17 protein-coding genes are annotated in these 22,778 nt (G+C 33.1%); 7 read left to right on the top strand and 10 right to left on the bottom strand.

Features of this window, described 5'->3' with window-relative positions; genetic code table 11:
* The first annotated feature begins 75 nt into the window (after nucleotides 1-75).
* From ACM591_RS06805 to serA, 3 genes are all read left to right on the top strand, one after another.
* Nucleotides 76-516, top strand: a complete 441-nt coding sequence (locus tag ACM591_RS06805; RefSeq protein ID WP_029377041.1) for an SACOL1771 family peroxiredoxin — start codon at nucleotides 76-78, stop codon at nucleotides 514-516.
* A 166-nt stretch (nucleotides 517-682) separates the two neighbouring features.
* The gene (locus ACM591_RS06800; protein WP_326026765.1) at nucleotides 683-1,843 is read left to right on the top strand and encodes an alanine--glyoxylate aminotransferase family protein; all 1,161 of its coding nucleotides are present in this window, start codon (nucleotides 683-685) and stop codon (nucleotides 1,841-1,843) included.
* Nucleotides 1,836-3,452, top strand: a complete 1,617-nt coding sequence (serA, locus tag ACM591_RS06795) for a phosphoglycerate dehydrogenase (RefSeq protein WP_186335602.1) — start codon at nucleotides 1,836-1,838, stop codon at nucleotides 3,450-3,452. Before ACM591_RS06800 ends, serA begins: the two co-directional genes overlap by 8 nt.
* A gap of 199 nt (nucleotides 3,453-3,651) precedes the next feature.
* Here the strand turns inward: serA and ACM591_RS06790 are convergent, their stop codons facing one another.
* The 3 genes from ACM591_RS06790 to ACM591_RS06780 all read right to left on the bottom strand — a co-directional run bounded on the left by ACM591_RS06790 (nucleotide 3,652) and on the right by ACM591_RS06780 (nucleotide 7,270).
* Nucleotides 3,652-4,773: an HAD family hydrolase gene (locus ACM591_RS06790; protein WP_418354314.1), complete on the bottom strand. Its 1,122-nt coding sequence runs from the start codon at nucleotides 4,771-4,773 to the stop codon at nucleotides 3,652-3,654.
* 201 nt (nucleotides 4,774-4,974) lie between these two features.
* On the bottom strand, nucleotides 4,975-6,471 hold the full coding sequence (nagE, locus tag ACM591_RS06785; protein ID WP_029377037.1) for an N-acetylglucosamine-specific PTS transporter subunit IIBC: 1,497 nt from the start codon (nucleotides 6,469-6,471) through the stop codon (nucleotides 4,975-4,977).
* Nucleotides 6,472-6,649: 178 nt separating this feature from the next.
* Nucleotides 6,650-7,270: a lysophospholipid acyltransferase family protein gene (locus ACM591_RS06780; protein WP_029377036.1), complete on the bottom strand. Its 621-nt coding sequence runs from the start codon at nucleotides 7,268-7,270 to the stop codon at nucleotides 6,650-6,652.
* A 166-nt stretch (nucleotides 7,271-7,436) separates the two neighbouring features.
* On the opposite strand from ACM591_RS06780, the gene ACM591_RS06775 reads away from it, so the two are divergent.
* Complete coding sequence (locus ACM591_RS06775; protein WP_326026766.1) at nucleotides 7,437-8,732, top strand: S1C family serine protease; 1,296 nt, start codon at nucleotides 7,437-7,439, stop codon at nucleotides 8,730-8,732.
* A 305-nt stretch (nucleotides 8,733-9,037) separates the two neighbouring features.
* Here ACM591_RS06775 and tyrS read toward each other — a convergent pair whose 3' ends face one another.
* Nucleotides 9,038-10,300: a tyrosine--tRNA ligase gene (tyrS, locus tag ACM591_RS06770; protein WP_029377034.1), complete on the bottom strand. Its 1,263-nt coding sequence runs from the start codon at nucleotides 10,298-10,300 to the stop codon at nucleotides 9,038-9,040.
* Nucleotides 10,301-10,684: 384 nt separating this feature from the next.
* Here tyrS and ACM591_RS06765 point away from each other — a divergent pair, with 384 nt between their 5' ends.
* Nucleotides 10,685-11,584 (top strand): biosynthetic peptidoglycan transglycosylase, encoded by a 900-nt coding sequence (locus tag ACM591_RS06765; RefSeq protein WP_029377033.1) that lies wholly within the window; start codon nucleotides 10,685-10,687, stop codon nucleotides 11,582-11,584.
* Between the two features lie 208 nt (nucleotides 11,585-11,792).
* Here the strand turns inward: ACM591_RS06765 and ACM591_RS06760 are convergent, their stop codons facing one another.
* A complete protein-coding gene (locus ACM591_RS06760; protein WP_326026782.1) occupies nucleotides 11,793-13,460 on the bottom strand; it encodes a formate--tetrahydrofolate ligase in 1,668 nt (555 codons plus the stop codon).
* 319 nt (nucleotides 13,461-13,779) lie between these two features.
* A complete protein-coding gene (gene acsA, locus ACM591_RS06755; protein WP_058625544.1) occupies nucleotides 13,780-15,489 on the bottom strand; it encodes an acetate--CoA ligase in 1,710 nt (569 codons plus the stop codon).
* Between the two features lie 179 nt (nucleotides 15,490-15,668).
* Between acsA and ACM591_RS06750 the strand changes: the two genes are divergently transcribed.
* A complete protein-coding gene (locus ACM591_RS06750) occupies nucleotides 15,669-16,301 on the top strand; it encodes a GNAT family N-acetyltransferase (RefSeq protein WP_029377030.1) in 633 nt (210 codons plus the stop codon).
* Nucleotides 16,302-16,314: 13 nt separating this feature from the next.
* Nucleotides 16,315-17,472, top strand: coding sequence for an acetoin utilization protein AcuC (locus ACM591_RS06745; RefSeq protein ID WP_029377029.1), 1,158 nt, complete (start codon nucleotides 16,315-16,317; stop codon nucleotides 17,470-17,472).
* A 317-nt stretch (nucleotides 17,473-17,789) separates the two neighbouring features.
* Here ACM591_RS06745 and ccpA read toward each other — a convergent pair whose 3' ends face one another.
* From ccpA to ACM591_RS06725, 4 genes are all read right to left on the bottom strand, one after another.
* Nucleotides 17,790-18,779, bottom strand: coding sequence for a catabolite control protein A (ccpA, locus tag ACM591_RS06740; protein WP_029377027.1), 990 nt, complete (start codon nucleotides 18,777-18,779; stop codon nucleotides 17,790-17,792).
* Nucleotides 18,780-19,277: 498 nt separating this feature from the next.
* Nucleotides 19,278-20,369 (bottom strand): bifunctional 3-deoxy-7-phosphoheptulonate synthase/chorismate mutase, encoded by a 1,092-nt coding sequence (locus tag ACM591_RS06735; RefSeq protein WP_029377026.1) that lies wholly within the window; start codon nucleotides 20,367-20,369, stop codon nucleotides 19,278-19,280.
* A gap of 411 nt (nucleotides 20,370-20,780) precedes the next feature.
* Entirely contained in the window at nucleotides 20,781-22,175 is a 1,395-nt protein-coding gene (locus ACM591_RS06730; protein ID WP_418354313.1) for a hypothetical protein, read from the bottom strand.
* A gap of 79 nt (nucleotides 22,176-22,254) precedes the next feature.
* On the bottom strand, nucleotides 22,255-22,749 hold the full coding sequence (locus tag ACM591_RS06725; protein ID WP_017722163.1) for a DUF948 domain-containing protein: 495 nt from the start codon (nucleotides 22,747-22,749) through the stop codon (nucleotides 22,255-22,257).
* Nucleotides 22,750-22,778 lie beyond the last annotated feature (29 nt).

The following is a 22,778-nucleotide window of genomic DNA, read 5'->3' as shown; positions in this document are numbered from 1 at the left end:
TAATGCCCCCACTTTCATTATCTCTTAGAATCGTCTAAACTAAAGTTATCATAATTATACTGGAGGTCAATCTATATGGTACAACATGAATTTGCAGTACAAACTAATTGGTCAGGCGGCCGTGAATCAGTCGGCGACCTCAAAGGTGATGTTTTAAGTGAGCAAATATCAATACCCTCAGGACTTGGTGGTAATGGAACAGGCACAAACCCAGATGAGTTATTAGTGTCCGCTGCTTCGTCATGTTACATCATTTCACTCGCAGCTGTATTAGAACGCTCTGGCTTCAATAACATTACAATAGAGCAATCCTCAATTGGAACAGCAATTTTTGAAAATGCAAAATTCCGTATGGATACAATAATACATTATCCAATCATTTCAGTTGAAACGAATCAAAAAGAACTTTTAACTCAAAAGTTACCTAAGCTATTAAATATTGCAGACAATAATTGTATGATTTCTAATTCTATTAGAGGCAATGTTTCTGTAAAAATAGAACCAAAAATAAAATAATTTCAAAAAAATTTTATGTGTGACGGAATATGATTAAATTAGCAATGAATACCCTTACATTTAATGAAAACTATGTCTATTCCGTTTGTTTTTTTAATATTTGCACTTTTATATTATCTGAAAATTTGCTAAACTTGTACAATCTTAAGCATTGGGGGAATTACTCATGAAATATTATCATCCTTTGTTACTAACACCAGGACCTACACCAGTACCAGAACAAATTTTACATGCTACACAGTCACCTATGGTCGGTCATCGATCAAGTGATTTCGAAGCAATTGCTGAAGAATCGTTTCGTGCCCTTAAACCTATTTTCGGTGCACAAAATGATGTAATGATACTTACTTCAAGTGGTACAAGTTCACTAGAAGCAAGTATGCTAAATCTTGCAAATCCAGACGATGAAATTGTTGTTATCGTATCTGGCGCATTTGGTAATCGTTTTAAACAAATTGCAGAAACTTATTACAATAATGTACATATTTTCGAGGTCGAATGGGGTAAAGCAGTTAATGTACCTGACTTCATAGATTTCTTGAAATCTTTAAATACTAATATCACGGCTGTTTACAGTCAATATTGTGAAACATCAACTGCTGTATTGCATCCCGTAAGTGAATTGGGTCATGCACTTAAAGCATTTGATGAATCTATTTACTTTGTTGTCGATGGCGTAAGTTGTATCGGTGCAGTAGATGTTGATTTACAACGTGATGCAATTGATGTTCTTATCTCAGGTAGTCAAAAAGCAATCATGTTGCCACCTGGTTTAGCATTCGTAGCTTATAACGATCGTGCCAAAAAACGCTTTAGTGAAGTTACAACACCACGTTTTTATTTAGACTTAAACAAATATTTAAAATCACAGTCAGAAAATTCAACACCTTTCACACCGAATGTTTCGTTATTCAGAGGTGTAAACGCATACGCAAAATTAGTTGAAGAAGAAGGCTTTAGTAATGTAGTCGCTCGCCATTATGCAATACGTGATGGTCTCAGAGAAGCATTGAAAGCACTAGAATTAGATTTACTAGTAGAAGACCAATATGCTTCGCCTACTGTCACAGCCTTTACACCTAAAACAAAAGATGAATTAAATTTCATCAAAAATGAATTGAAAAACCGTTTTGCTATCACAATTGCTGGCGGTCAAGGTCACTTGAAAGGTGAAATATTACGTATTGGTCATATGGGGCAAATCTCTCCATTTGATATTTTACAAGTAGTTTCAGCTTTGGAGATTCTGTTAACAGAATTTAGAAATGAATCTTATGTTGGTAAAGCAATAACTAAGTATATGGAGGTCGTCAAAGCTTATGTATAAAATTTTAGTATCTGATCCAATCTCACCTGAAGGTTTAAAAAGTTTAATTGACCATAATGATTTCGAAGTTAAAATCAATACAGAATTGACTGAAGATGAATTAATTGAAGAAATTAAAGATTATCAAGGGTTGATTGTACGAAGTCAAACACAAGTCACTGAAGCTATTATTGAAGCTTCACCTAACCTCAAAGTAATTGCTCGTGCTGGTGTTGGTGTAGATAATATTGATGTGGATGCCGCTACAAAAAACGGTGTGATAGTTATCAATGCACCAGACGGTAATACAATTTCTGCCACTGAACATTCAATGGCAATGATTTTATCGATGGCACGAAATATCCCTCAAGCACATCAATCATTAAAAAATGGAAAATGGGACCGCAAGACTTATAGAGGTACGGAACTCTTTAATAAAACACTCGGTGTAATCGGTGCAGGTAGAATTGGACTTGGTGTTGCAAAACGCGCACAAAGTTTCGGTATGAATATATTAGCCTTTGACCCCTATTTATCAGAAGATAAAGCTAAAGAATTAAACGTAACACGTGCAACAGTTGAAGAAATTGCAGAACAAGCAGATTTCGTTACTGTACACACACCATTAACGCCTAAAACAAAAGGTATCGTTGGTAAAGCATTTTTTGAAAAAGCAAAACCAACATTGCAAATCATCAATGTAGCCCGCGGTGGTATTATTGACGAAGAAGCTTTAGTAGAAGCTTTAGATAATAATCAAATACAGAGTGCTGCGATTGATGTTTTTGAAACTGAACCAGCAACTGAATCCCCTCTTGTAGCAAATGAAAAAATTATCGTTACACCTCACTTAGGAGCTTCTACAGTTGAGGCACAAGAAAAAGTGGCTGTATCAGTTGCTAATGAAATCGTTGATATTTTTGAAAATGGTAATGTGCTAAATGCAATAAATGCACCACGTATGACATACAGTGAGATTAACGATGAATTAAAACCATATATCGAATTAAGCAAATTAGCAGGTGAAGTTGGTATTCAATTACTTGAAAAAGCACCTCGTGAACTCCAAATTAAATACGAAGGTGATATCGCATTAGATGATACAAGTTTATTAACTAGAACATTAGTATCAGGTGTACTAAAACGTGATTTAGCTGAACGTGTTAACTTGATTAATGCATTAGTACTTCTAAATGAACAAGGTGTATCTTATAATATTGAAAAAAATGCAAAACACCGTGGTTTCAGTAATTATATTGAATTAACACTTATCAATAAAGACAAACAAATCAAGATTGGTGCTACTGTATTAAACGGTTATGGCCCAAGAATTGTTCGTATTAATGACTATCCAGTAGACTTTAAGCCTGAACAATATCAACTTGTTATCAATCATAATGATAGACCTGGTATTGTTGGACGTACTGGTCAAATCTTAGGTGAATACGGTATCAACATTGCCTCAATGCACCTAGGACGTACAAATCAAGGTGGTAACGCACTGATGATTTTATCAATCGACCACCCAGTAACAGAAGATGTTATTGACGGTTTATACCAAATTGAAGGTTTCAATTTAATTAGAAGCGTAGAATTAGAAATTGATAATAATATAAATTACAATATTTAAGCATCTTTCTTGTTTAAATACATGTAATATCATAAGCGCGAGTAAGGAATTTAAATAAAATTTCTTACTCGCTTTTTTAATGCTTTTAACTTGATAAGCTCTAAAGTATTATTCCTAACTTTTTGGGACATAAAAAAATGACACATTTGCAAATTTATATTCCTTTTCAGAAAATAACTTTGCAATGTGTCAGCAACCATTATAATAAAATATTTCTTATCTCGCCTACATGATCGACAATGTAATCTGCTTCATAAGCTTCTAGTTCTTCACGTGCTTTTTGACCTTTCAATCCAGTTAAAGGACCAATAAAAGTTGCGCCAATTTTTTTAGCGCTTAGCAAATCAGCTAATGAATCTCCTACTACAAACACTTCATTTTTAATAACTCGATTTTCTTGATTTGTTGCATATTTTTTATAATCCTCTTCGAAATTACCTTCAAGTGTTGCTAAATAGCTAAATGGATTTGGCTTACCTAAAGGTTTCAATTCAGGATAAATATCTTCAGCGATTAGTACTTCGCTTGCAGTAACAATGTGTTTATCTTCGAATATATCTTTAATACCAATTGTATCAAATGGGACTAACGTTTCTGTACGTGGTCTCCCTGTGGCAATCGCGATATGATAGCCTGCAGCTTTTAAGTCTTCTAACAATTGCTTAATCTCAGCAACTGGTCTTAATACTACCTCATTATATATGTAACCTTTTTTAAAGTCAGAACGATTCAATTTTTGTTCAACCTCATTATAGAGTTGATTACCTAGATACCATTCTTGATAAATTTCCTGTGAAAGTAACCAAAATGGACTTTTCAACTCAAATAATGCTGTTTGTTGTGTGTCTAATTGTTCACTCGCATACGTAATTAAGTCCTGATAAATATTATCTTTACCTATACGCACATGCTCTAAAAATGACAATGGTGCGTCAAAGTTCAATGTTACATTAGAAATTTGGTTCCCTAATTTTTGTAATGTTGCTTGTCCAAATTTTTCAGGATCTAAAATTTCCGCTAACACATCAGCAGATAATGTTTTACAAATATCAACGAAATGAATAGCTATAACAACAAATAGCATATCCCAATTAGAGTTTAACCCAAGTGATTTGAGTTTAGTTAATATCTCATCATGATAGAATACAATATCCCTGATTTCTGTGATTTGTTCATCACTTAAATTTTCAAATTGTATCGAGGAGTCTAAACCAATATAATCCTTACTCATAAGCATTTCATATACGGTTAACGCGGATACATCAAAACACCTTTCTTCACTTAAAAAAACGCCATCAACATCAAATAATACCGACTTCATACTACCTACTCTCCTTTAATCAGAAAATTCTGATACTATTATATCGTACTATTTTACAAACAAAAGAGCAATGCATTTATGGGGTTTTGTTAAACAAATCAACAGAGAAATCCTTATAAAATTTAACTATTAAAAAACACCTAACTAAGCTGAAATAAAATTATAAATTTCAGCTTATTAGATGCCTAAAGTTTCTTTATTTTATTTTTCCATTTGACGTTCTATTTCATCAGCAACTTGTTGGACTTGAGTTCCAATGATAACTTGTGTATTGTGTTTACCACTCTTTGTTACGCCAACAGCACCAGCACCTTTAATCTTAGCTTCATCAATCACATTATTATCATGTAATTCCATGCGTAATCGTGTAGCACAGTTTGTTAACGTTACAATATTTTCTTTACCACCTAATCCTGTTAAGATTTGACTAGCTGTCTTTGAATGTTTACTCGTTTGCGATTCCCCTGAGCCTGATGTCTCAGTTGAATCTTCAGCATCCCCTGTTGTAGCTTCATCTGATGTCGGGTCCGGTAGTAGGTTATCACCACGACCAGGCGTATTAAGTTTTAACCATTTGATTGCAAATCTAAATACGACATAATAAATAACAAAAAATACAAGTCCCTGAACCATTAACATCATCGGATGGTTTGCTACTGGGTTAATCAAAGATAATAAAAAGTCAATTAATCCCGCACTAAATGAAAATCCTGCTGTCCAATGGAATAACGCAGCTATAAATAAAGATAAACCAGTTAACACAGCATGTATTAAGAATAATAGCGGTGCTACAAACATAAATGAAAATTCAATAGGTTCCGTGACCCCAACGAAAAATGCTGAAATTGCTCCCCCAAACATTAAACCGTAAACTCTTTTCTTTTGTTTTGTTTCTGCTGTATGGTACATCGCCAATGCGGCTGCGGGGATACCAAACATCATTACTGGGAAGAAACCTGCCATATAACGTCCTGTAACACCTTGAACTGCACCATCACCAGTTTGGAATTTCGCAATATCATTAATACCTGCTAAATCAAACCAAAATACCGCGTTTAATGCATGATGTAGTCCTGTTGGAATTAAGAGACGGTTGAAAAAGCCATATAGAAATGCTCCGCCAGGTCCTAAATCCAATATCCATGTCCCAAAAGTAACAATCCCTGAGTACACAATTGGCCAAACAAACAACATAATAACTGCTATAAATATACTGAAAAAAGCAGTTAAAATGGGCACTAAACGTTTTCCACTAAAGAATGATAACGCTGTTGGCAATTCTGTTGTACTAAATCTGTTATACGTATATGCTGCCACTAAACCAATAACCAAACCAATTAAGACATTTTGATTATTCATTTGTTCAAATGCTGCATTGACACCAGATTCTTTCACGCCTAATAATGGCGCTAGTTTTTCTGGGCTCAGCACAACTGTCGTTAAGAAAAAACCTACGGCTGCTGCAAGTGCAACTGCGCCATCATTTTTCTTCGCCATCCCTAAAGCAACACCAATTGCAAATAAAATACCCAATTGTTCAAGAATCGTTGAGCCTGCTGTAGAGAAAAAGGCAGCAACTGTTGGCAATATGCCAAGTGCAGTTAATCCATTACCTATACCAACGATAATGGCCGCTGCTGGCAATACAGCTACAGGTAGCATAAGCGATCTTCCTAAACGTTGAAAGAAACTATACATATAAATTCCCCATTTCAAAATAATTTCCCAAAAAAATCACCACATGCACAATATTGTCCACGTGGTGTTTGTAAACCTTTTACTAAATGTTATTGTACAATTATATAATAACATATGATTTAAAGATTACGTATCAAAAATAAAAAATCTAATTATTCCAACATATTCATGTTTTCATTTAGTTGTTTTTTACATATTCATTTAATTCATTTTGTAATTGAATTGTTCTTTGCTCTAATTCTTTAGTTAAATACTCTAATTTCTCATTACGCTTCATGTCTTTAGGAAGGTGTTTAGTTTCTATTGGTTCGCCAAATCTAATAATCGCCTTTCCAGTAACTAGCCCTTTTATTTCTTTTGGTCCAACATAAGCTGCAGGTAAAATCGGCGCTTGAGCCATCATAGCAATAGTTACGGCTCCTCTTTTCATTGGTGACCCTTCATCATATTTCATACGATGTCCTGTTGGGAAAATACCGACAGTTTTATTTTCTTTTAACAGTTTTATCGGTTTTTTTAAAGTGCTTGGTCCAGGATTATCTCTATCTACTGGAAATGCATTTAATGACGATAAAAACTTACCAAAAACTTTGTTATTAAATAGTTCTTTTTTAGCCATATAATGTATTTGGTTAGGATAAATTGCTGTTCCTAACATGATTACTTCATTATAACTTTCATGAGTACAAGTCACTACATACCTATGAAGTTGAGGTATATTTTCTTTTCCTTGGACTTCTAACGAATTACTTAATTTTATAATAATCAATTTCAACAAACCACTTATAAATTTATACATTTTTGCACCTACTTCATTTTGCTTGTCTTTCCTCATTGATTTTATCATTTAGTACGATTATGGACAAGAAGATTTATATTTCAGTCTAAAGTCGTATAGTGGTATACTAGAAAAAGTTGCACAAAACTTTCATAATAGGATATATAGTAATAATTGGAGGTAGATTATGTCAGAATTTAACAATGACCAAAATACAAACAACAACCAAAATTATCAACAAAACACAACGCAATATACCCCAAATAAACGAATAAGGACAAAACCTAAATTCCCATGGTTTAGAACAGTTATAGTTGCCTTAGTCGCTGGTATCATTGGAGCCCTTATTGTATTAGGGGTCGGTAAATTGATGGAAACTACAGTATTAAACAATAATGGTTCATCTGTAAATGAAGCATCAAACACTGGAAACGCTGGAAATACTCTTGATGGAAAAAGTGAAAAATATGATTCTGTAAATCAAATGATTAATGATGTCTCCCCAGCAATTGTTGGCGTGATCAACATGCAAAAAGCTCAAAATCTAGATGATTTATTAAAAGGTAAATCTTCAAAATCGCAAGAAGCCGGTGTAGGTTCTGGTGTAATATATCAGAAAAATAATGGTTCTGCGTACATCGTTACTAATAATCATGTGATAGATGGTGCGAGCGAAATCAAAGTTCAACTTCATAACTCTAAACAAGTAGATGCCAAATTAATTGGTAAAGATGCATTAACTGATATGGCAGTGTTGAAAATCAATGAAACTAAAGGCACAAAAGCAATCAACTTTGCCAATTCTTCAAAAGTTAAGACTGGAGATAGTGTATTTGCTATGGGTAATCCATTAGGCTTAGAATTTGCTAATTCAGTAACTTCTGGAATTATTTCAGCAAGTGAACGTACAATCGATACACAAACATCAGCTGGTTCAAACAAAGTCAACGTACTTCAAACAGATGCAGCCATAAACCCAGGTAACTCTGGTGGTGCACTTGTAGATATCAACGGCAATCTAGTAGGTATAAACTCAATGAAGATTGCAAATGAACAAGTGGAAGGCATTGGTTTTGCTATACCAAGTAATGAAGTTAAAGTTACTATTAAAGAATTAGTAGAAAAAGGTAAGATTGATCGCCCTTCTATTGGTATTGGCTTACTCAATGTCAGCGAAATTCCAGACCAATATAAAGAACAACTTAAAACTTCACGTAAAGATGGTGCATATGTAGCAAAAGTTGATGGTGATAATGGTCTTAAAGAAGGTGATATCATCACAGCAATTGATGATAAAAATGTGAAAGAAGATACAGATATACGCTCTTATCTTTATGAAAATAAAAAACCTGGTGATTCGGTGAAATTGACTGTAGAACGCGAAGGTAAACAGCAAAAAATAAATGTAACATTAAAAGAACAAAAGCCAACATCACAATCTTCTGAAGAATCAAGTGAAGAAAAGAACTCACCGTTCAATTAAATCCATCTAAGATATTTGTGAATTATTAAATATAGTGTGCTTAGGACTGTAGAAACCACTCTTGGTTTTACCTCCTTTGCACACTTTTTTATAATCTTTTTTACTTATATTTGCATATAAAGCACCTTCCATTAAATAATTACAGACTGCCCCTGCCTACTAACAACGTAAAAATCGACTTGAACTAAAATTTATTATAGTTCAAAATATAATCAATATTGATCAACATTTAATCAGTCGCAAACATAACTATACTAAAAAAGCAGCAATCTACTAGATTCAAATAGACTGCTGCATAAAAATTATTATTTATAATTAACCATAAAGTATTTTTTCTTGCCTCGACGTATAATTGTAAACTCATCTTCAATCTTATCCTCGTTAGTAAGTTCATAATTAACATCTTGTTGTCTCACACCATTGATATAAATAGCACCGTTATTCACATCTTCACGTGCTTGACGTTTAGAAGAAGAAATTCCAGATTCAACGATTGCTTCTACAATATTTGTAGTCTCATGATTTAAATCTACTTGTGGCACATCTTTAAATCCTTCTTTTAATTCCACCGCAGAAAGTGATTGTAAATCTCCAGCAAATAAAGCCTTAGATATACGTATCGCATCGTCTAATGCAGCTTGACCATGAATAAAGCGTGTTACATTCTCGGCCAATGCTTTTTGTGCTTCACGTAAATGAGGTGCTTCATTCAATGATTTTTCCAATGCTTCAATCTCTTCTTTTTCTAAGAAAGTAAAGTATTTTAAAAACTTGATTACATCATCATCTGTTGTATTAATCCAAAATTGATAAAATTCATATGGGCTCGTTTTGCTAGCATCTAACCAAACTGCGCCACCTTCAGTTTTACCAAACTTTTTACCATCTGACTTCACTACTAATGGAATCGTTAACCCGTAGGCCTCAGTTTGACCATACATACGACGCATCAATTCAATACCACTCGTAATATTTCCCCATTGGTCTGAACCACCTACTTGAATTTTACAATTAAATGTTTTATTTAAATGACCAAAATCAATTGCTTGTAATATCGTATAAGTAAATTCTGTAAATGAAATACCGTGTTCTAAACGTGTTTGAATAGAATCTTTGGCCAACATGTAATTTACACCAACATGTTTACCGTAATCACGTAAGAAATCAATTAAAGAAATTTGGCCAAGCCAGTCTTTATTATTAACTAATTTAGCGCCTTTTTCATTACCAAATTCAAATATTTTATGCATTTGCTTACTGATGCCTTGTACATTATCTTCTACTTGATCTTCAGTCTGTAATTTACGTTCTTCTGATTTACCAGAAGGATCACCAATCATACCTGTGCCGCCACCGATTAATACAAGTGGTCTATGTCCATGTTCTTGAAAGCGACGCAATGTTAAGAAGGGTAATAAATGTCCAATATGCAAGCTATCTGCTGTTGGGTCCGCACCACAATATAATGTGACTTGCTCTTTATTTAATATTTCTTCTATACCAGACTCATCAGTTTGTTGATAAACTAAGCCTCTCCATTTTAAATCTTCTAATAGTGCATTTGCCATTGTATCAGCCTCCTGTTTTAATTTATGATTTCGTTTCGGATAAAAGCAATTTAACAATAACGCTACCTTTTTATTAAATAAAAAAACGCCCCTACAAATTAATGTAAGGGCGCATGCGCACGGTACCACCATACTTAAGTCAAACAACTTTATTAATGATACGTTCATTAACTAAAACGTTTGGATTACTTTAATTAATAAGGTGTATTCACAAAATGTGCAACGCTAGTTCACAACGACCACTAACTCTCTGAAGATGACACAAAAAGCTACTTCTCCTTTATCCAAAAACGATATCGAATTAATACTAATTATAAGTAACTATAATTTAAAAGTCAATATGTTAATTTATGTTATAATATTGCATACATAAGGAGGTTATATATGACGCATCAAACAGTTGAAAATAAGCACCAACCGTCATGGTTTGATAAATTTGAAAGTATCTATAAAAAACTGAAACATATTTTCATCGGCTTGTTTGCGATTCTAGCATGTACCTCGGTGATTATATTAGCGATTACTGTTTTTTATTTTCAAAGTATAACAAAAGAAGCAATACATATGTCTGACGACGATTTAAGACTTAAACTGCTTTACATTGTCGGTAGTCAAGATATTGATTATGACAACAAACATATTTTAACTGAGTATAACGAATCCTTGAACACCTTAATTGTTGGACCTAAAAATGTTAACAAAAATGTCATCAAAGCATTAACCGCTTCAGAAGATAGTTTGTTTTTCATGCATAATGGCATTTTACCCAAAGCTTTGGTTCGAGCAGTTGGACAGGATATTTTCAATACAGAAAGCGCCACTGGTGGTAGCACGATAACTCAGCAACTTGTTAAGAATCAATTATTAACAAGTGAAAAAACATATAACCGTAAAGCGAATGAGTTAGTTCTATCAATGCGTGCAGAAAAATTATTGACCAAAGATGAAATTATTTTTACGTACTTAAATATTGTTCCATTTGGTCGAGATTATAATGGCTCAAACATATCCGGTATAGCTTCAGCTTCATATAGTTTATTTGGAAAGCCACCATCAAACTTAAATATTGCTGAATCGGCCTATTTAGTTGGTTTATTACAAAGCCCCTATTTTTATACACCATATGAAGAAAACGGCACTCTAAAATCTGATGCAGATATACAAATAGGACTAGATAGACAACATTATGTATTAAAACGAATGTTAGTAGAAGGCAAAATCACAGAATATGATTATAAACGAGCTGAAAAGTTCAATATTCGTAAACACTTATTATCAAAATAGCCCCTTTTACTTATAGTTAAATTTAAAGGGAGTAGGAGTGAAATCATTAAAACAACAATGATTTCCCCCTACTCCCTTATGCATTATCATGTTTATCAATCATAAACTACATGAAAATATATTCTTACTTACTATAAATATTGAAATTTAGTTTCCTTAAATAATTTTTCTATAGTCACGGTTCATGCAATATCGATTACAAATAACTTTAGAACAATCCAACTGCGTGACCATCATCAGTTACATCCATATTTAAAGCAGCTGGTTTCTTAGGTAATCCTGGCATAGTCATAATTGCACCTGTTAGTGCAACAATAAATCCTGCACCTGTTTTAGCTTCTAATTCACGTATTGTAATTTCAAAGCCCTCAGGCGCACCTAATTGTGTAGCATCATCACTAAATGAATATTGCGTTTTAGCCATACAAATTGGGTAATGATCCCAACCATTTTCTTTAAATTGTTGTAATTGTTTTTGTGCTTTACTACTGAATGTCACTTTTGAACCGCCATAAATTTCTTTAACAATTGTTTCGATTTTATCTTCTAAAGGTTGTTTTAACTCATATAATTGTTTAAATGTTTGTGGTTGTTCTATAACATCTAATACATTTTTAGCTAAATCGATGCCACCTTTGCCACCTTTTTCCCATACTTCAGTTAAAGCAAGACGAACACCATTATCTTTTGCCCATTGCTGCACAAATTCTGTTTCTGCTTCTGTATCATGTACAAATGCATTTAATGCTACGACAGGTTCTAATCCATATTTCCTTACATTTTTAACATGACGTTCTAGGTTAACTATACCGGATTTCAATGCTTCTACATTTTCTTCTTTTAAGTTATCTTTTGCTACACCGCCATGCATTTTAATAGCACGAATTGTTGCAACTACAACGACTGCTGAAGGTTCAAAGCCTGCTTCACGTGCTTTAATATTAATGAATTTTTCTGCGCCTAAATCAGAGCCAAAGCCTGCTTCTGTAACAACGATATCCGCTAAGTCTCTTGCAGTCTCTGTAGCCAATATTGAGTTACAACCATGAGCAATATTAGCAAATGGCCCCCCATGTACAAGTGCTGGCGTACCTTCAATAGTTTGAACAAGGTTAGGTTTAATCGCATCTTTCAAAATCATAGCTAATGCGCCCTCAACTTTTAAATCTGATACTGTCACTGGTTTACGTGAACGAGTATAACCAATTGTGATATTACTGATTTTTGTTTTCAAATCATTTATATCATTTGCTAAGCAGAGGATCGCCATGATTTCAGAAGCTACAGTAATATTGAAACCATCTTCACGAGGTACGCCTTGAGTCGGGCCACCTAAACCAACAATCACGTTTCGTAAGGCACGATCATTCATATCTAATACACGTTTCCACTCAATACGTCTTTGATCTATTTCTAATTCATTCCCTTGATGGATATGATTATCAATAAATGCCGATAACGCATTATTTGCAGTCGTAATAGCATGAAAATCCCCATTAAAATGTAGATTGATATCTTCCATAGGTAGCACTTGAGCATAACCACCACCAGTAGCACCACCTTTAATACCAAAAGTTGGTCCTAAAGCTGGTTCACGTAGAGCAACCATTACATTTTGTTTAAGTTGATTGAATGCATCGGATAAGCCAACGGTAACTGTTGACTTACCTTCACCTGCTGGCGTTGGACTCATAGCAGTTACTAAGACTACTTTACCCTTACCATTTTTTTGTTGAACTTGATTAATATCAATCTTTGCTTTGTAATGACCATAAGGTTCTAATGCATCCTTTGGAATTCCAACTTTTTCTGCAATTTCCCCAATTGGTTTTAATGTAGATTGATTTGCAATATCTAAATCAGATAAATGTGTCAAATTCATTCGTCCCTTCTAAAATTAATTTTTAAATCAATAATCACTATATATTTATCATATATACTACTGACAAAAATAAATCCTTACATACTTTATATTAACCAACTTAAGTTGCATTGTCGACTTTTATAGATAGCGCTTCCATAATCATAAGTGTAATGTATCATCTAAAGGTTTAATATTACACTTTTTAATTTTCAGTTAAAAAAACCTCCATATCTCTTCTGTTTTAAAGAGATATGAAGGTAGTTTAAGTTAAGTAATTTATATATAACTAGTTGTTCAATAATAATAGATTATATTTTTGATTAAACTTTATTTAATCTTCCATTGTACTTAAATCACCTTCTGGTAAATCAAGTTCCCATGCTTTAAGTACACGGCGCATAATTTTACCTGAACGTGTTTTTGGTAACTTATCTTTAAACTCAATTTCTCTTGGTGCAGCATGTGCAGCCAATCCTTCTTTAACAAATTTACGAATTTCTTCTTTTAATTCATCTGATTCATTATATTCAGAACGTAAAGCGACGAACGCTTTAATAATCTCCCCTCTGACAGGGTCAGGTTTACCAATGACACCCGCCTCAGCTACTGCTTCATGTTCTACTAATTTGGACTCTACTTCAAATGGACCAACACGTTCTCCAGCTGTCATAATTACATCATCTACGCGTCCTTGGAACCAAAAATATCCATCTTCATCTTTATAAGCAGAATCCCCAGATACATACCAGTCACCAATGAAATAAGAATCATATTTTTCTGGGTTTTTCCAAATAGACACCATCATAGATGGCCATCCTTTTTTAATCGCAAGATTTCCCATTCTATTAGGCGGTAGTTCATTTCCTTGATCATCAATAATTGTAGCTTCTACACCCGGTAAAGGTTTACCCATAGATCCTAATTTAACATCCATAGAAGGATAGTTAACTATCATATGACCACCAGTTTCAGTCATCCACCATGTATCAAGTACACGTTTACCAAAGACGTCTTTAGCCCATTTGATGACTTCAGGATTCAATGGTTCACCAACGGATAAGATGCTTTTAACAGATGATAAATCAAATTTTTCAATTATATCGTCACCCGCACTCATCAACATTCTTAATGCTGTCGGTGCTGTATACCATATCGTAACTTTAAACTCTTCAATCATGCCATACCAAGCTTCAGGTGAAAATCTACCTCCAGCAATACAGTTTGTGACACCATTTAACCAAGGACTAAATATCCCATAAGATGTCCCCGTTACCCAACCTGGGTCGGCAGTACACCAATAAACATCATTTTCTTTAAAGTCTAATACATATTTACCAGAAATATAATGTAATAACATAGCTCTTTGTGCATGTAATACACCTTTTGGTTGTCCTGTAGAACCTGAAGTGTAATGCAAGATTAAACCATCATCTAAAGATAACCATTCAGTATCAAATTGATCGCTTGCCTGCTCAAATTCAGTATTAAAATCTACGTAAGCGTCATCTACTTCATCATCTACCACAACAATTGTTTCTAAATGTGGTAATTTATCTTTTGGTATTCTAGGTAATAATGCATTCGTAGTAATAATAACTTTAGCTTCACTGTTCTCTAATCTATCGCCAACCGCTTTTTCCATAAATGCTTCAAATAAAGGACCGACGATGGCACCAATTTTTAAAGTTCCAAAAAGAGCAAAATAGAGTTCCGGTGTTCTCGGCATAAATACAAAAACACGATCTCCTTTTTCAATACTAGCTTTATTTTTAAGCACGTTTGCTGCTTTATTACTATTTGCTTTCATATCGTTAAAAGTATAACTTTCTTTACGTTGATCATCTTTATAATGTAAGGCAATTTTTTCCCCTTTACCTTCATCTACATGACGATCAATACATTCATGTGCCATATTCACATTTCCTGTTTCATACCATGAAAATGATTTTTCTACTTCTTGCCAATCAAATTGATTATATTCTTTTTCATAGTCTTGAAGGTTAAAATTTCCACTTTCCCCTTTATATACTTCTACTTTCATTTTAAATCCCCCTCTGAATGAAATCGTCTCTTCAAAAATTATTATAACTAACATTTTCAAAATTTTCAAAATAATTACTGTAAGCGAATTCATTTACATTTTATTTTATTCAATTATCACTTATAATATAAATAATAAGATTGATTACAGAATACCATGTGGTAGTTTGGAGTGAAAAAATGAAACATATTAAAACGTATCAATCCCAAACATATCAGTTAGACGAAGGACAGTTTGTTATTGAAGGGCCTATTTCATGTAGCAAACTTGAAACAATGACATTTGATGAAGGTTTGTCTGCCTTTCGTCCACCGAAAGATCAATTTGAAGCAGTTAAAGAAATTAGTGAATTAGAAGAAGGTAGAATATTTATATTACGGAAAGACCAACACATTATTGGATACGTTACTTTTCATTATCCTGATCCTTTAGAAAGATGGTCGAGCGGTGATTTAGAATACTTGATAGAATTAGGCGCAATTGAAATCAGTTTGCCCTATAGGCACTTACATTTAGGGAGTGAATTGATTAAAGTTAGTCTCTCTGCAGATGAATATGAAGACTACATTGTATTAACGACAGAATATTATTGGCACTGGGATTTAAAAAATTCAGGTCTCGATGTATATGAATATAAAAAATTAATGCAAAAACTTATGGGATATGGGGGCCTTGAGATTTTTGCTACAGACGATCCAGAAATTACGAGTCATCCAGCAAATTGTTTGATGGCCAGAATCGGTTCAAGAATTTCTATTGAACAATTACAAGCGTTTGATGATATTAGATTTATGAATCGATTTTTCTTTTAAAGGGGATAAAAATATGAGTAATATGCAACAAACAACAGGCTATGTTTACGCTAATGAACTTTTACAATATCGTTTTAGTAATAAACATCCATTTAACCAAATGAGATTAAAATTAACGACAGAATTGCTTATGGAACTAGGACAATTAAAGCAACATCACATTATATCACCCAGAATTGCAACAGATGATGAATTATCGCTAATACACGCCTATGATTATATACAAGCAATAAGACATGCTTCTCATGGTATTTTAAGTGAAAATGAGGCTAAAAAGTATGGTTTAGACGGTGAAGATACACTTCAATTTAGAATGATGCATAAACATAGTGCACGTATTGTTGGAGGTGCTTTGAATTTAGCAGATCAAATTATGAGTGGTACGTTAACAAACGGGTGTCATTTAGGTGGTGGCTTACATCATAGTCTTCCTGGACGTGCAAATGGCTTTTGTATTTATAACGATGTTGCCATTACAATTTCATATTTAATGCAAAAATATAATCAACGGGTTCTGTGTATTGATACGGACGCCCATCATGGTGATGGTACTCAATGGAGTTTCTACACTAATGATCAAGCTTTAATCTATTCCATACATGAAACAGGAAAGTTTTTGTTTCCGGGCTCAGGACATTATACAGAGCGTGGTGCTGAAAAAGGATTCGGATATACGGTTAATATACCGTTAGAACCTTATACTGAAGATCAATCCTTTTTAGATGTTTTTAAACAAACCATTGAACCTGTTGTAGCATCATTCAAACCAGATATTATTGTAAGTGTACATGGTGTGGATGTGCATTATCTTGACCCACTTACACATATGAGCTGTACATTAAATACACTTTATGAAATACCATATATTGTCAAATCACTTGCTGATACATATACACAAGGTAAGGTTATTATGTTTGGTGGTGGCGGCTATAATATATGGAAAGTTGTACCACGTGCATGGTCTCATATATTCTTAGCCTTAATAGGTGAACAACCTCCAACAGGTAACCTTCCAGAACGTTGGCTTACCAAATGGCAACCTTATGCTACTTGTGCACTCCCTACCAATTGGAGTGATGATAAAGAGAATTATATAGAAATACCTCGAAGAAAAGAAATAAGTGAGATTAATATGAAACAGGCCCAAAAAGTGTTGAGCTGGTTTGAATAAGATTACAATTATCAAGTTAAAAAGTAAAGTTGTCATAGCAAAAAATAAGCATCAATTTCTAGATATTTTAATAGAAATTGATGCTTATTTGTTTCATGAAATTTTTAATGATTTTGTAGCATGCCTATTGTTCGAAGTAAGTAAATGTATAAAGGTATACAGGCTCGAGAACCATACTATTTCTTAACAAACACAGACAACCTAACCACAAGATTTTAAATATAAAATAGAGCTAACTCATTATAAATTAACGCTCTTATTTTGAGTCGTGAAATTTACGTCTCACTCCTATTATAATTTCCAAATAAATATATGAATTATTTTGTAGTACCTCTGTATTCAATTCTGTGAGGTAAAATTACATTAGGCTCATCAATATCTTCTTCATTCATATATTTTGTAAGTAATCTCATACCTACTGCACCAATGTCGTACAATGGTTGAATAACACTGGAAAGTTGTGGTCTAACCATTTCAACAAGTCTTGTATTATTAAAGCTAACAATTTGTAAATCATTCGGCACATTTACTCCAGCGTCTTGAGCAGCATGTACTAGGCCGATAGCTTGTTCATCACTGATTGATAAGATTGCATCAGGTTTTGCAGTTGCTAACGATTCAAACGCACGTAACCCATCTTTATATGTTTCATTTCCATTAAAGATTAATTGTTCGTCTAGTTCTAATTCATGTTGAACCAATACATCTTTTAATCCTACTAACACGTCTTCTTGTGCTTTCTTAGAATAATCTCCACCTACAAAGGCAAATGATTTAGCTCCCTTTTCTATGAGATGTTCTGTTATTTCTTTAGCAGCAGATTCAAAATCGATGTTTACTGATGAGATACCTTCATCTTTACCATTTGTACCTGAGACAACTACTGGTACGGAAGATTTATTAATTAAATCTTTTATTTCTTCAGAGATTGTACCTCCTAAGAAAATGATACCATCCACTTGTTTACTTAGTAGATTATTAAAAATCTCTTTTTCCTTACTAGGATCATTATCAGAATTTGAAATAATAGAATGGTATTTATACATTGTTGCAATATCTTCTAAACCACGTGCTAATTGTGAATAATACACATTTGAGATATCTGGAATAATAACGCCAACTGTTGTTGTACGTTTACTTGCTAATCCTCTTGCTACTGCATTTGGACGATAGTTTAACTTCTTAATAACTTCGTTTACTTTGTCACGTGTTTCAGGCTTAACATTTTGGTTGCCATTAACTACACGAGAAACGGTTGCCATAGAAACTCTAGCTTCTCTAGCCACATCATATATTGTAACAGTCATATTTTCCTCCTTGAAAGCGATTTCTTTATTATTATAATCTGTTTTCATAATATTTTCAAAGTTTACCACATTTTCAGAAAATGTAAAATCATTTTGTTTAGATTGTTATAATGTTTTTCATTTCATAGTATTAAAAAACTGGATTATATTATATGTTTTAAATTTCCACTATAATCTAAATGGATAAAATTAAAGATGTAAAAATGCTACCTCACTTTATATATAAAATGAGATTACATGTAATATCTAAAAATAAACTATGAACAAAGATAATCTCATATTATCGCTGAAAAAGAAAAGTAGCGAGACAGAAATCTAATATGTTTAAAATAATTTCGTCGTTCCCCTCGCCAAAGTAAAATAAGGTAAGTAGTTATAAAATGTTAACTAGAACTAGAGCTCATATAATAGCCTTAATTATCACAATACAATAATTAAGGCTGAGACAATTATATTTGTCCCAGCCTTATAGCAATATTGCCTCAAACTTTGCAATTATTATTTAAGTTTTTTACTGTTATACATATCTGCAAGTGGTTTAATTTCATTGTAGAATTTATCAAATTCATTGAAGTCCATTTGCTGTCCACTATCACTTAATGCAACAGATGGATCAGGATGTACTTCAGCCATAATACCGTCAGCACCAACTGCTAAGCCAGCTTTTGCCGTTGGAATCATAATGTCTTTACGTCCAGTACTGTGAGTAACATCAACCATAACTGGTAAGTGCGTACCTTGTTTTAAGATAGGTACAGCAGAAATATCTAAAGTATTTCTTGTTGCTTTTTCATATGTGCGGATACCACGTTCACATAAGATAATATTTTCATTACCTTGTGAAGCAATGTATTCAGCTGCATATATAAATTCTTCAATTGTAGCTGATAAGCCACGTTTTAGTAATACAGGCTTGTTTGAACGACCTGCTTCTTTAAGCAATTCGAAGTTTTGCATGTTACGTGCACCAATCTGGAATACATCTAAGTATTCATCAGCTACTTCAAAGTCTGCTGGGTTAACTATTTCACTAACGACATTTAAACCGTATTTATCTTTAGTATTTTTAAGTATTTTTAGTCCTTCAACACCTAATCCTTGGAAATCATAAGGAGATGTACGTGGTTTAAATGCTCCACCTCTAATGAATTTTTCTCCTCTAGCTTGTAAATTAGCTGCAACGGCATCAACTTGTTCTTGAGATTCTACTGAACATGGTCCAAATACAAATGATTTATTGCCATCCCCAATAATACCTCCATTATCAAATTGAACAATTGTATCTTCTGGTTTTAATTTTCTAGATACATATAAGTGTTTTTCATTTTCAGATTTTTGCAAATCAGTAGAGGCTTTAAAAATTTCTTTAAACAATTGTTTGATTACATTGTCATTGAATGGTCCTTCATTCTTATCTAATAATTGATTAATCATTTCTTTTTCACGCTGAGGATCATATACAAGTGTGCCTTGTTTACGTTTTTCCTCACCTATTTTTTGTGCTATTTTTCCTCTTTTAGATAATAGACCTAAAATCTCTTCGTTTATTTCAACTATCTCATCTCTGTATTCTTTTAATTTGTCTGTCATTTTTATTCACCTCTATGAAAAATTTAAAAAACGATATTTTATTCTGCTTTAAAGCGATAAAATATTTGTTAAACGTTATTCTAACAAGAACTACTTAGAAGTTCAAGTAGCGATTGAAAAAAATCACTTTAAAAGTGAATAACATTAATGATAACTGAATTTTCAGTCAATATCTAGCCCATTTTTACACTATTATATGTTTTTCAATATTTTTTTATAATATTAATTTAAGTAATTTATGTATAGAATTTAGCATTCAACAAGAAAGTAACAAGTGCACGTATAGAAAATAATTTATTGCGCTATCAATCAATGAGATTTAATTGATTGCTCATCTAGTTGTTAGTTCATATAAAATAAAAAGAATCCAAAACAAATATTTATGTCTTGGACCCTTTCTTTGTATTTGAATTAATCATTGAAAGTTCTTTTATCGATTTTACTTTTAGCTTTCTCTGACTTATTCACTTGCGGTCTATTTTTAGTATAAGTTTTTTTAGTTGATTTACTTTGGGTTGATTTTGACGTTTTATCAGCACTCTGTGATTCATCATGGTTTATAATACCATCATTTGTTTTCACTGTTGATTTATCATCATTTTGCTGTGCATTACTTTGTTCAACTGATTGTTCGCTTAAATTTCTAGTAGCGCCATCATGGACAATAATACCATCTTTAAATGATACCGTCTTATGTGTTTGTTGAACGCGTTGTTCAGCTGCTGTTGGCTTAGGAATTTCTGTAGTTGTTGTTTTTTTGTTATTTTTATCCGCACTGTTGTCTACTTTATCAGTAGATTCTACTGCATTTCCAACATTTGGAGTAATTAAATTTGGTACCGATTGATTTTTAGCTTGCTTTGGTGATTCTGGTATTAATAAATTAGCTGTATTCTCTGCAATGCTTTGATTATTTTTTATTGCATTTTGCTTATTATGAGCTGCTAATGCTAAGCCTGATGCAGTAACTATACCAGTAGTAGCTGTTTCAGACTTATCCTTATCATATGAAGATGACTCATTAGTTGCTTCTTTTGTCACTAAATTTGGCGCATCTTTAGCTGATTGTTTTGGTTTATCATCTTCGTTTATTAATTTTGAAGTGTTTTCTGAAACCTCTGAATCATTATTTAAAGCTTCTTTTTTGTTTTGCGCCGCACTTGCTAAACCACCTGCAACAATAGCGCCACTTGCAGTTGCTGCAGCTGTTTTACCATTGATGCCTTCATTTTGATCTGAGTCAGCTGTAGAGCTTGCGTCAACACCTGAATTATCCGCTGTTTCTTCTTTTATAGCGTTTTGTTGAGCACTAATCTCATCTTCAGTTGGATTAGCATCTGGGTCAATATGTTCAGTAGCTAAATCATTAGATACTACGTCATTATTATTTTCATTTTTTGCTTTTTGCTGTTCTTGTGCCTCAGGTGACATATTAGCTAAATCATTATCGGATGATTCTTTTTGAATAGCAACTTTTTGGGCTGCTAATTCTTCATCTGTTACTTCTGTGTTATTTTTTTGAGATTCTGCAATAGTTGATTTCATCCCTGCTAATTTATTTTCAGCATCTTGTTTTTCTTGTTCACTTTGTGCAACAATATTCGATTTAAATTGTTCTTTATTTTCTGGAACATTTTTATCAGAAGATCTAGATTTACTAATGGAAACTAAACCTAAAGCTGAACCAATCACAGCACCTACAATAAATCCATACACAAATTCATTTCTGGCACCTTTAGTAAAATATTCTGGTACTTGATAACTTTCTAAGTTTCTTTCATAATTATCTCGATTATAGTATTTCATAATTGAATGCCCCCTATAACAAATGCACTTAAATAAGTTTCAAACCTCATTTAAGTGCATTTGTTTTTTAATATATGAATTATTTGTTATCTACACGTGTAGTATAGCTATGATTAGTATCGTTTGCTACACTGCTCGCTTTATAATTTGCACTATCTCTACGATTTCTTCTGTTTTGCCATTTATCAGCAACTTCCATTGCTACATTTGACCATTGTACAACTTGAGAAATTTTATCTTCATTTTGAGAAATGTTGTGCGTAATTGAGTTTGTAACTCGATCAACCGAACCATTTAAAGTTTGTACAGAATCACCGATACCTTTAACAGCATCAACTACTGAGTTTAAACGATCTGATTTATCTTGAATATCTTCAGTTAAGCGATTCGCTTTGTGAAGTAAATCTGTAGATTCACGTGTAATACCTTGAATTTGTCCTTCAACTCCATCAAGTGTTTTTGCAACGTGATCTAAATTCTTCTTAACTGAAAGTAAAACTACAACGATACCAATTACTAATATTAGAAATGCAATCGCCGCAATAATTCCAGCTATAGGTAAAATCCATTCCATTAAAAACGCCTCCTATTAATCATATGTTG

Origin of the sequence: Staphylococcus sp. Ze2, from assembly GCF_048568365.1 — a bacterium.
GTDB classification, from domain to species: Bacteria; Bacillota; Bacilli; order Staphylococcales; family Staphylococcaceae; genus Staphylococcus; species Staphylococcus xylosus.
The sequence above is the reverse complement of the archived record's forward strand: the minus strand, read 5'-3'. Positions and strand labels throughout refer to the sequence as shown.

Coding starts and splice junctions, on each gene's coding strand:
- ACM591_RS06805 (WP_029377041.1), top strand. CDS start 76: ATGGTACAACATGAATTTGCAGTACAAACTAATTGGTCAGGCGGCCGT.
- ACM591_RS06800 (WP_326026765.1), top strand. CDS start 683: ATGAAATATTATCATCCTTTGTTACTAACACCAGGACCTACACCAGTA.
- serA (WP_186335602.1), top strand. CDS start 1,836: ATGTATAAAATTTTAGTATCTGATCCAATCTCACCTGAAGGTTTAAAA.
- ACM591_RS06790 (WP_418354314.1), bottom strand. CDS start 4,773: ATGAAGTCGGTATTATTTGATGTTGATGGCGTTTTTTTAAGTGAAGAA.
- nagE (WP_029377037.1), bottom strand. CDS start 6,471: ATGTATAGTTTCTTTCAACGTTTAGGAAGATCGCTTATGCTACCTGTA.
- ACM591_RS06780 (WP_029377036.1), bottom strand. CDS start 7,270: ATGTATAAATTTATAAGTGGTTTGTTGAAATTGATTATTATAAAATTA.
- ACM591_RS06775 (WP_326026766.1), top strand. CDS start 7,437: ATGTCAGAATTTAACAATGACCAAAATACAAACAACAACCAAAATTAT.
- tyrS (WP_029377034.1), bottom strand. CDS start 10,300: ATGGCAAATGCACTATTAGAAGATTTAAAATGGAGAGGCTTAGTTTAT.
- ACM591_RS06765 (WP_029377033.1), top strand. CDS start 10,685: ATGACGCATCAAACAGTTGAAAATAAGCACCAACCGTCATGGTTTGAT.
- acsA (WP_058625544.1), bottom strand. CDS start 15,489: ATGAAAGTAGAAGTATATAAAGGGGAAAGTGGAAATTTTAACCTTCAA.
- ACM591_RS06750 (WP_029377030.1), top strand. CDS start 15,669: ATGAAACATATTAAAACGTATCAATCCCAAACATATCAGTTAGACGAA.
- ACM591_RS06745 (WP_029377029.1), top strand. CDS start 16,315: ATGAGTAATATGCAACAAACAACAGGCTATGTTTACGCTAATGAACTT.
- ccpA (WP_029377027.1), bottom strand. CDS start 18,779: ATGACTGTTACAATATATGATGTGGCTAGAGAAGCTAGAGTTTCTATG.
- ACM591_RS06735 (WP_029377026.1), bottom strand. CDS start 20,369: ATGACAGACAAATTAAAAGAATACAGAGATGAGATAGTTGAAATAAAC.
- ACM591_RS06730 (WP_418354313.1), bottom strand. CDS start 22,175: ATGAAATACTATAATCGAGATAATTATGAAAGAAACTTAGAAAGTTAT.
- ACM591_RS06725 (WP_017722163.1), bottom strand. CDS start 22,749: ATGGAATGGATTTTACCTATAGCTGGAATTATTGCGGCGATTGCATTT.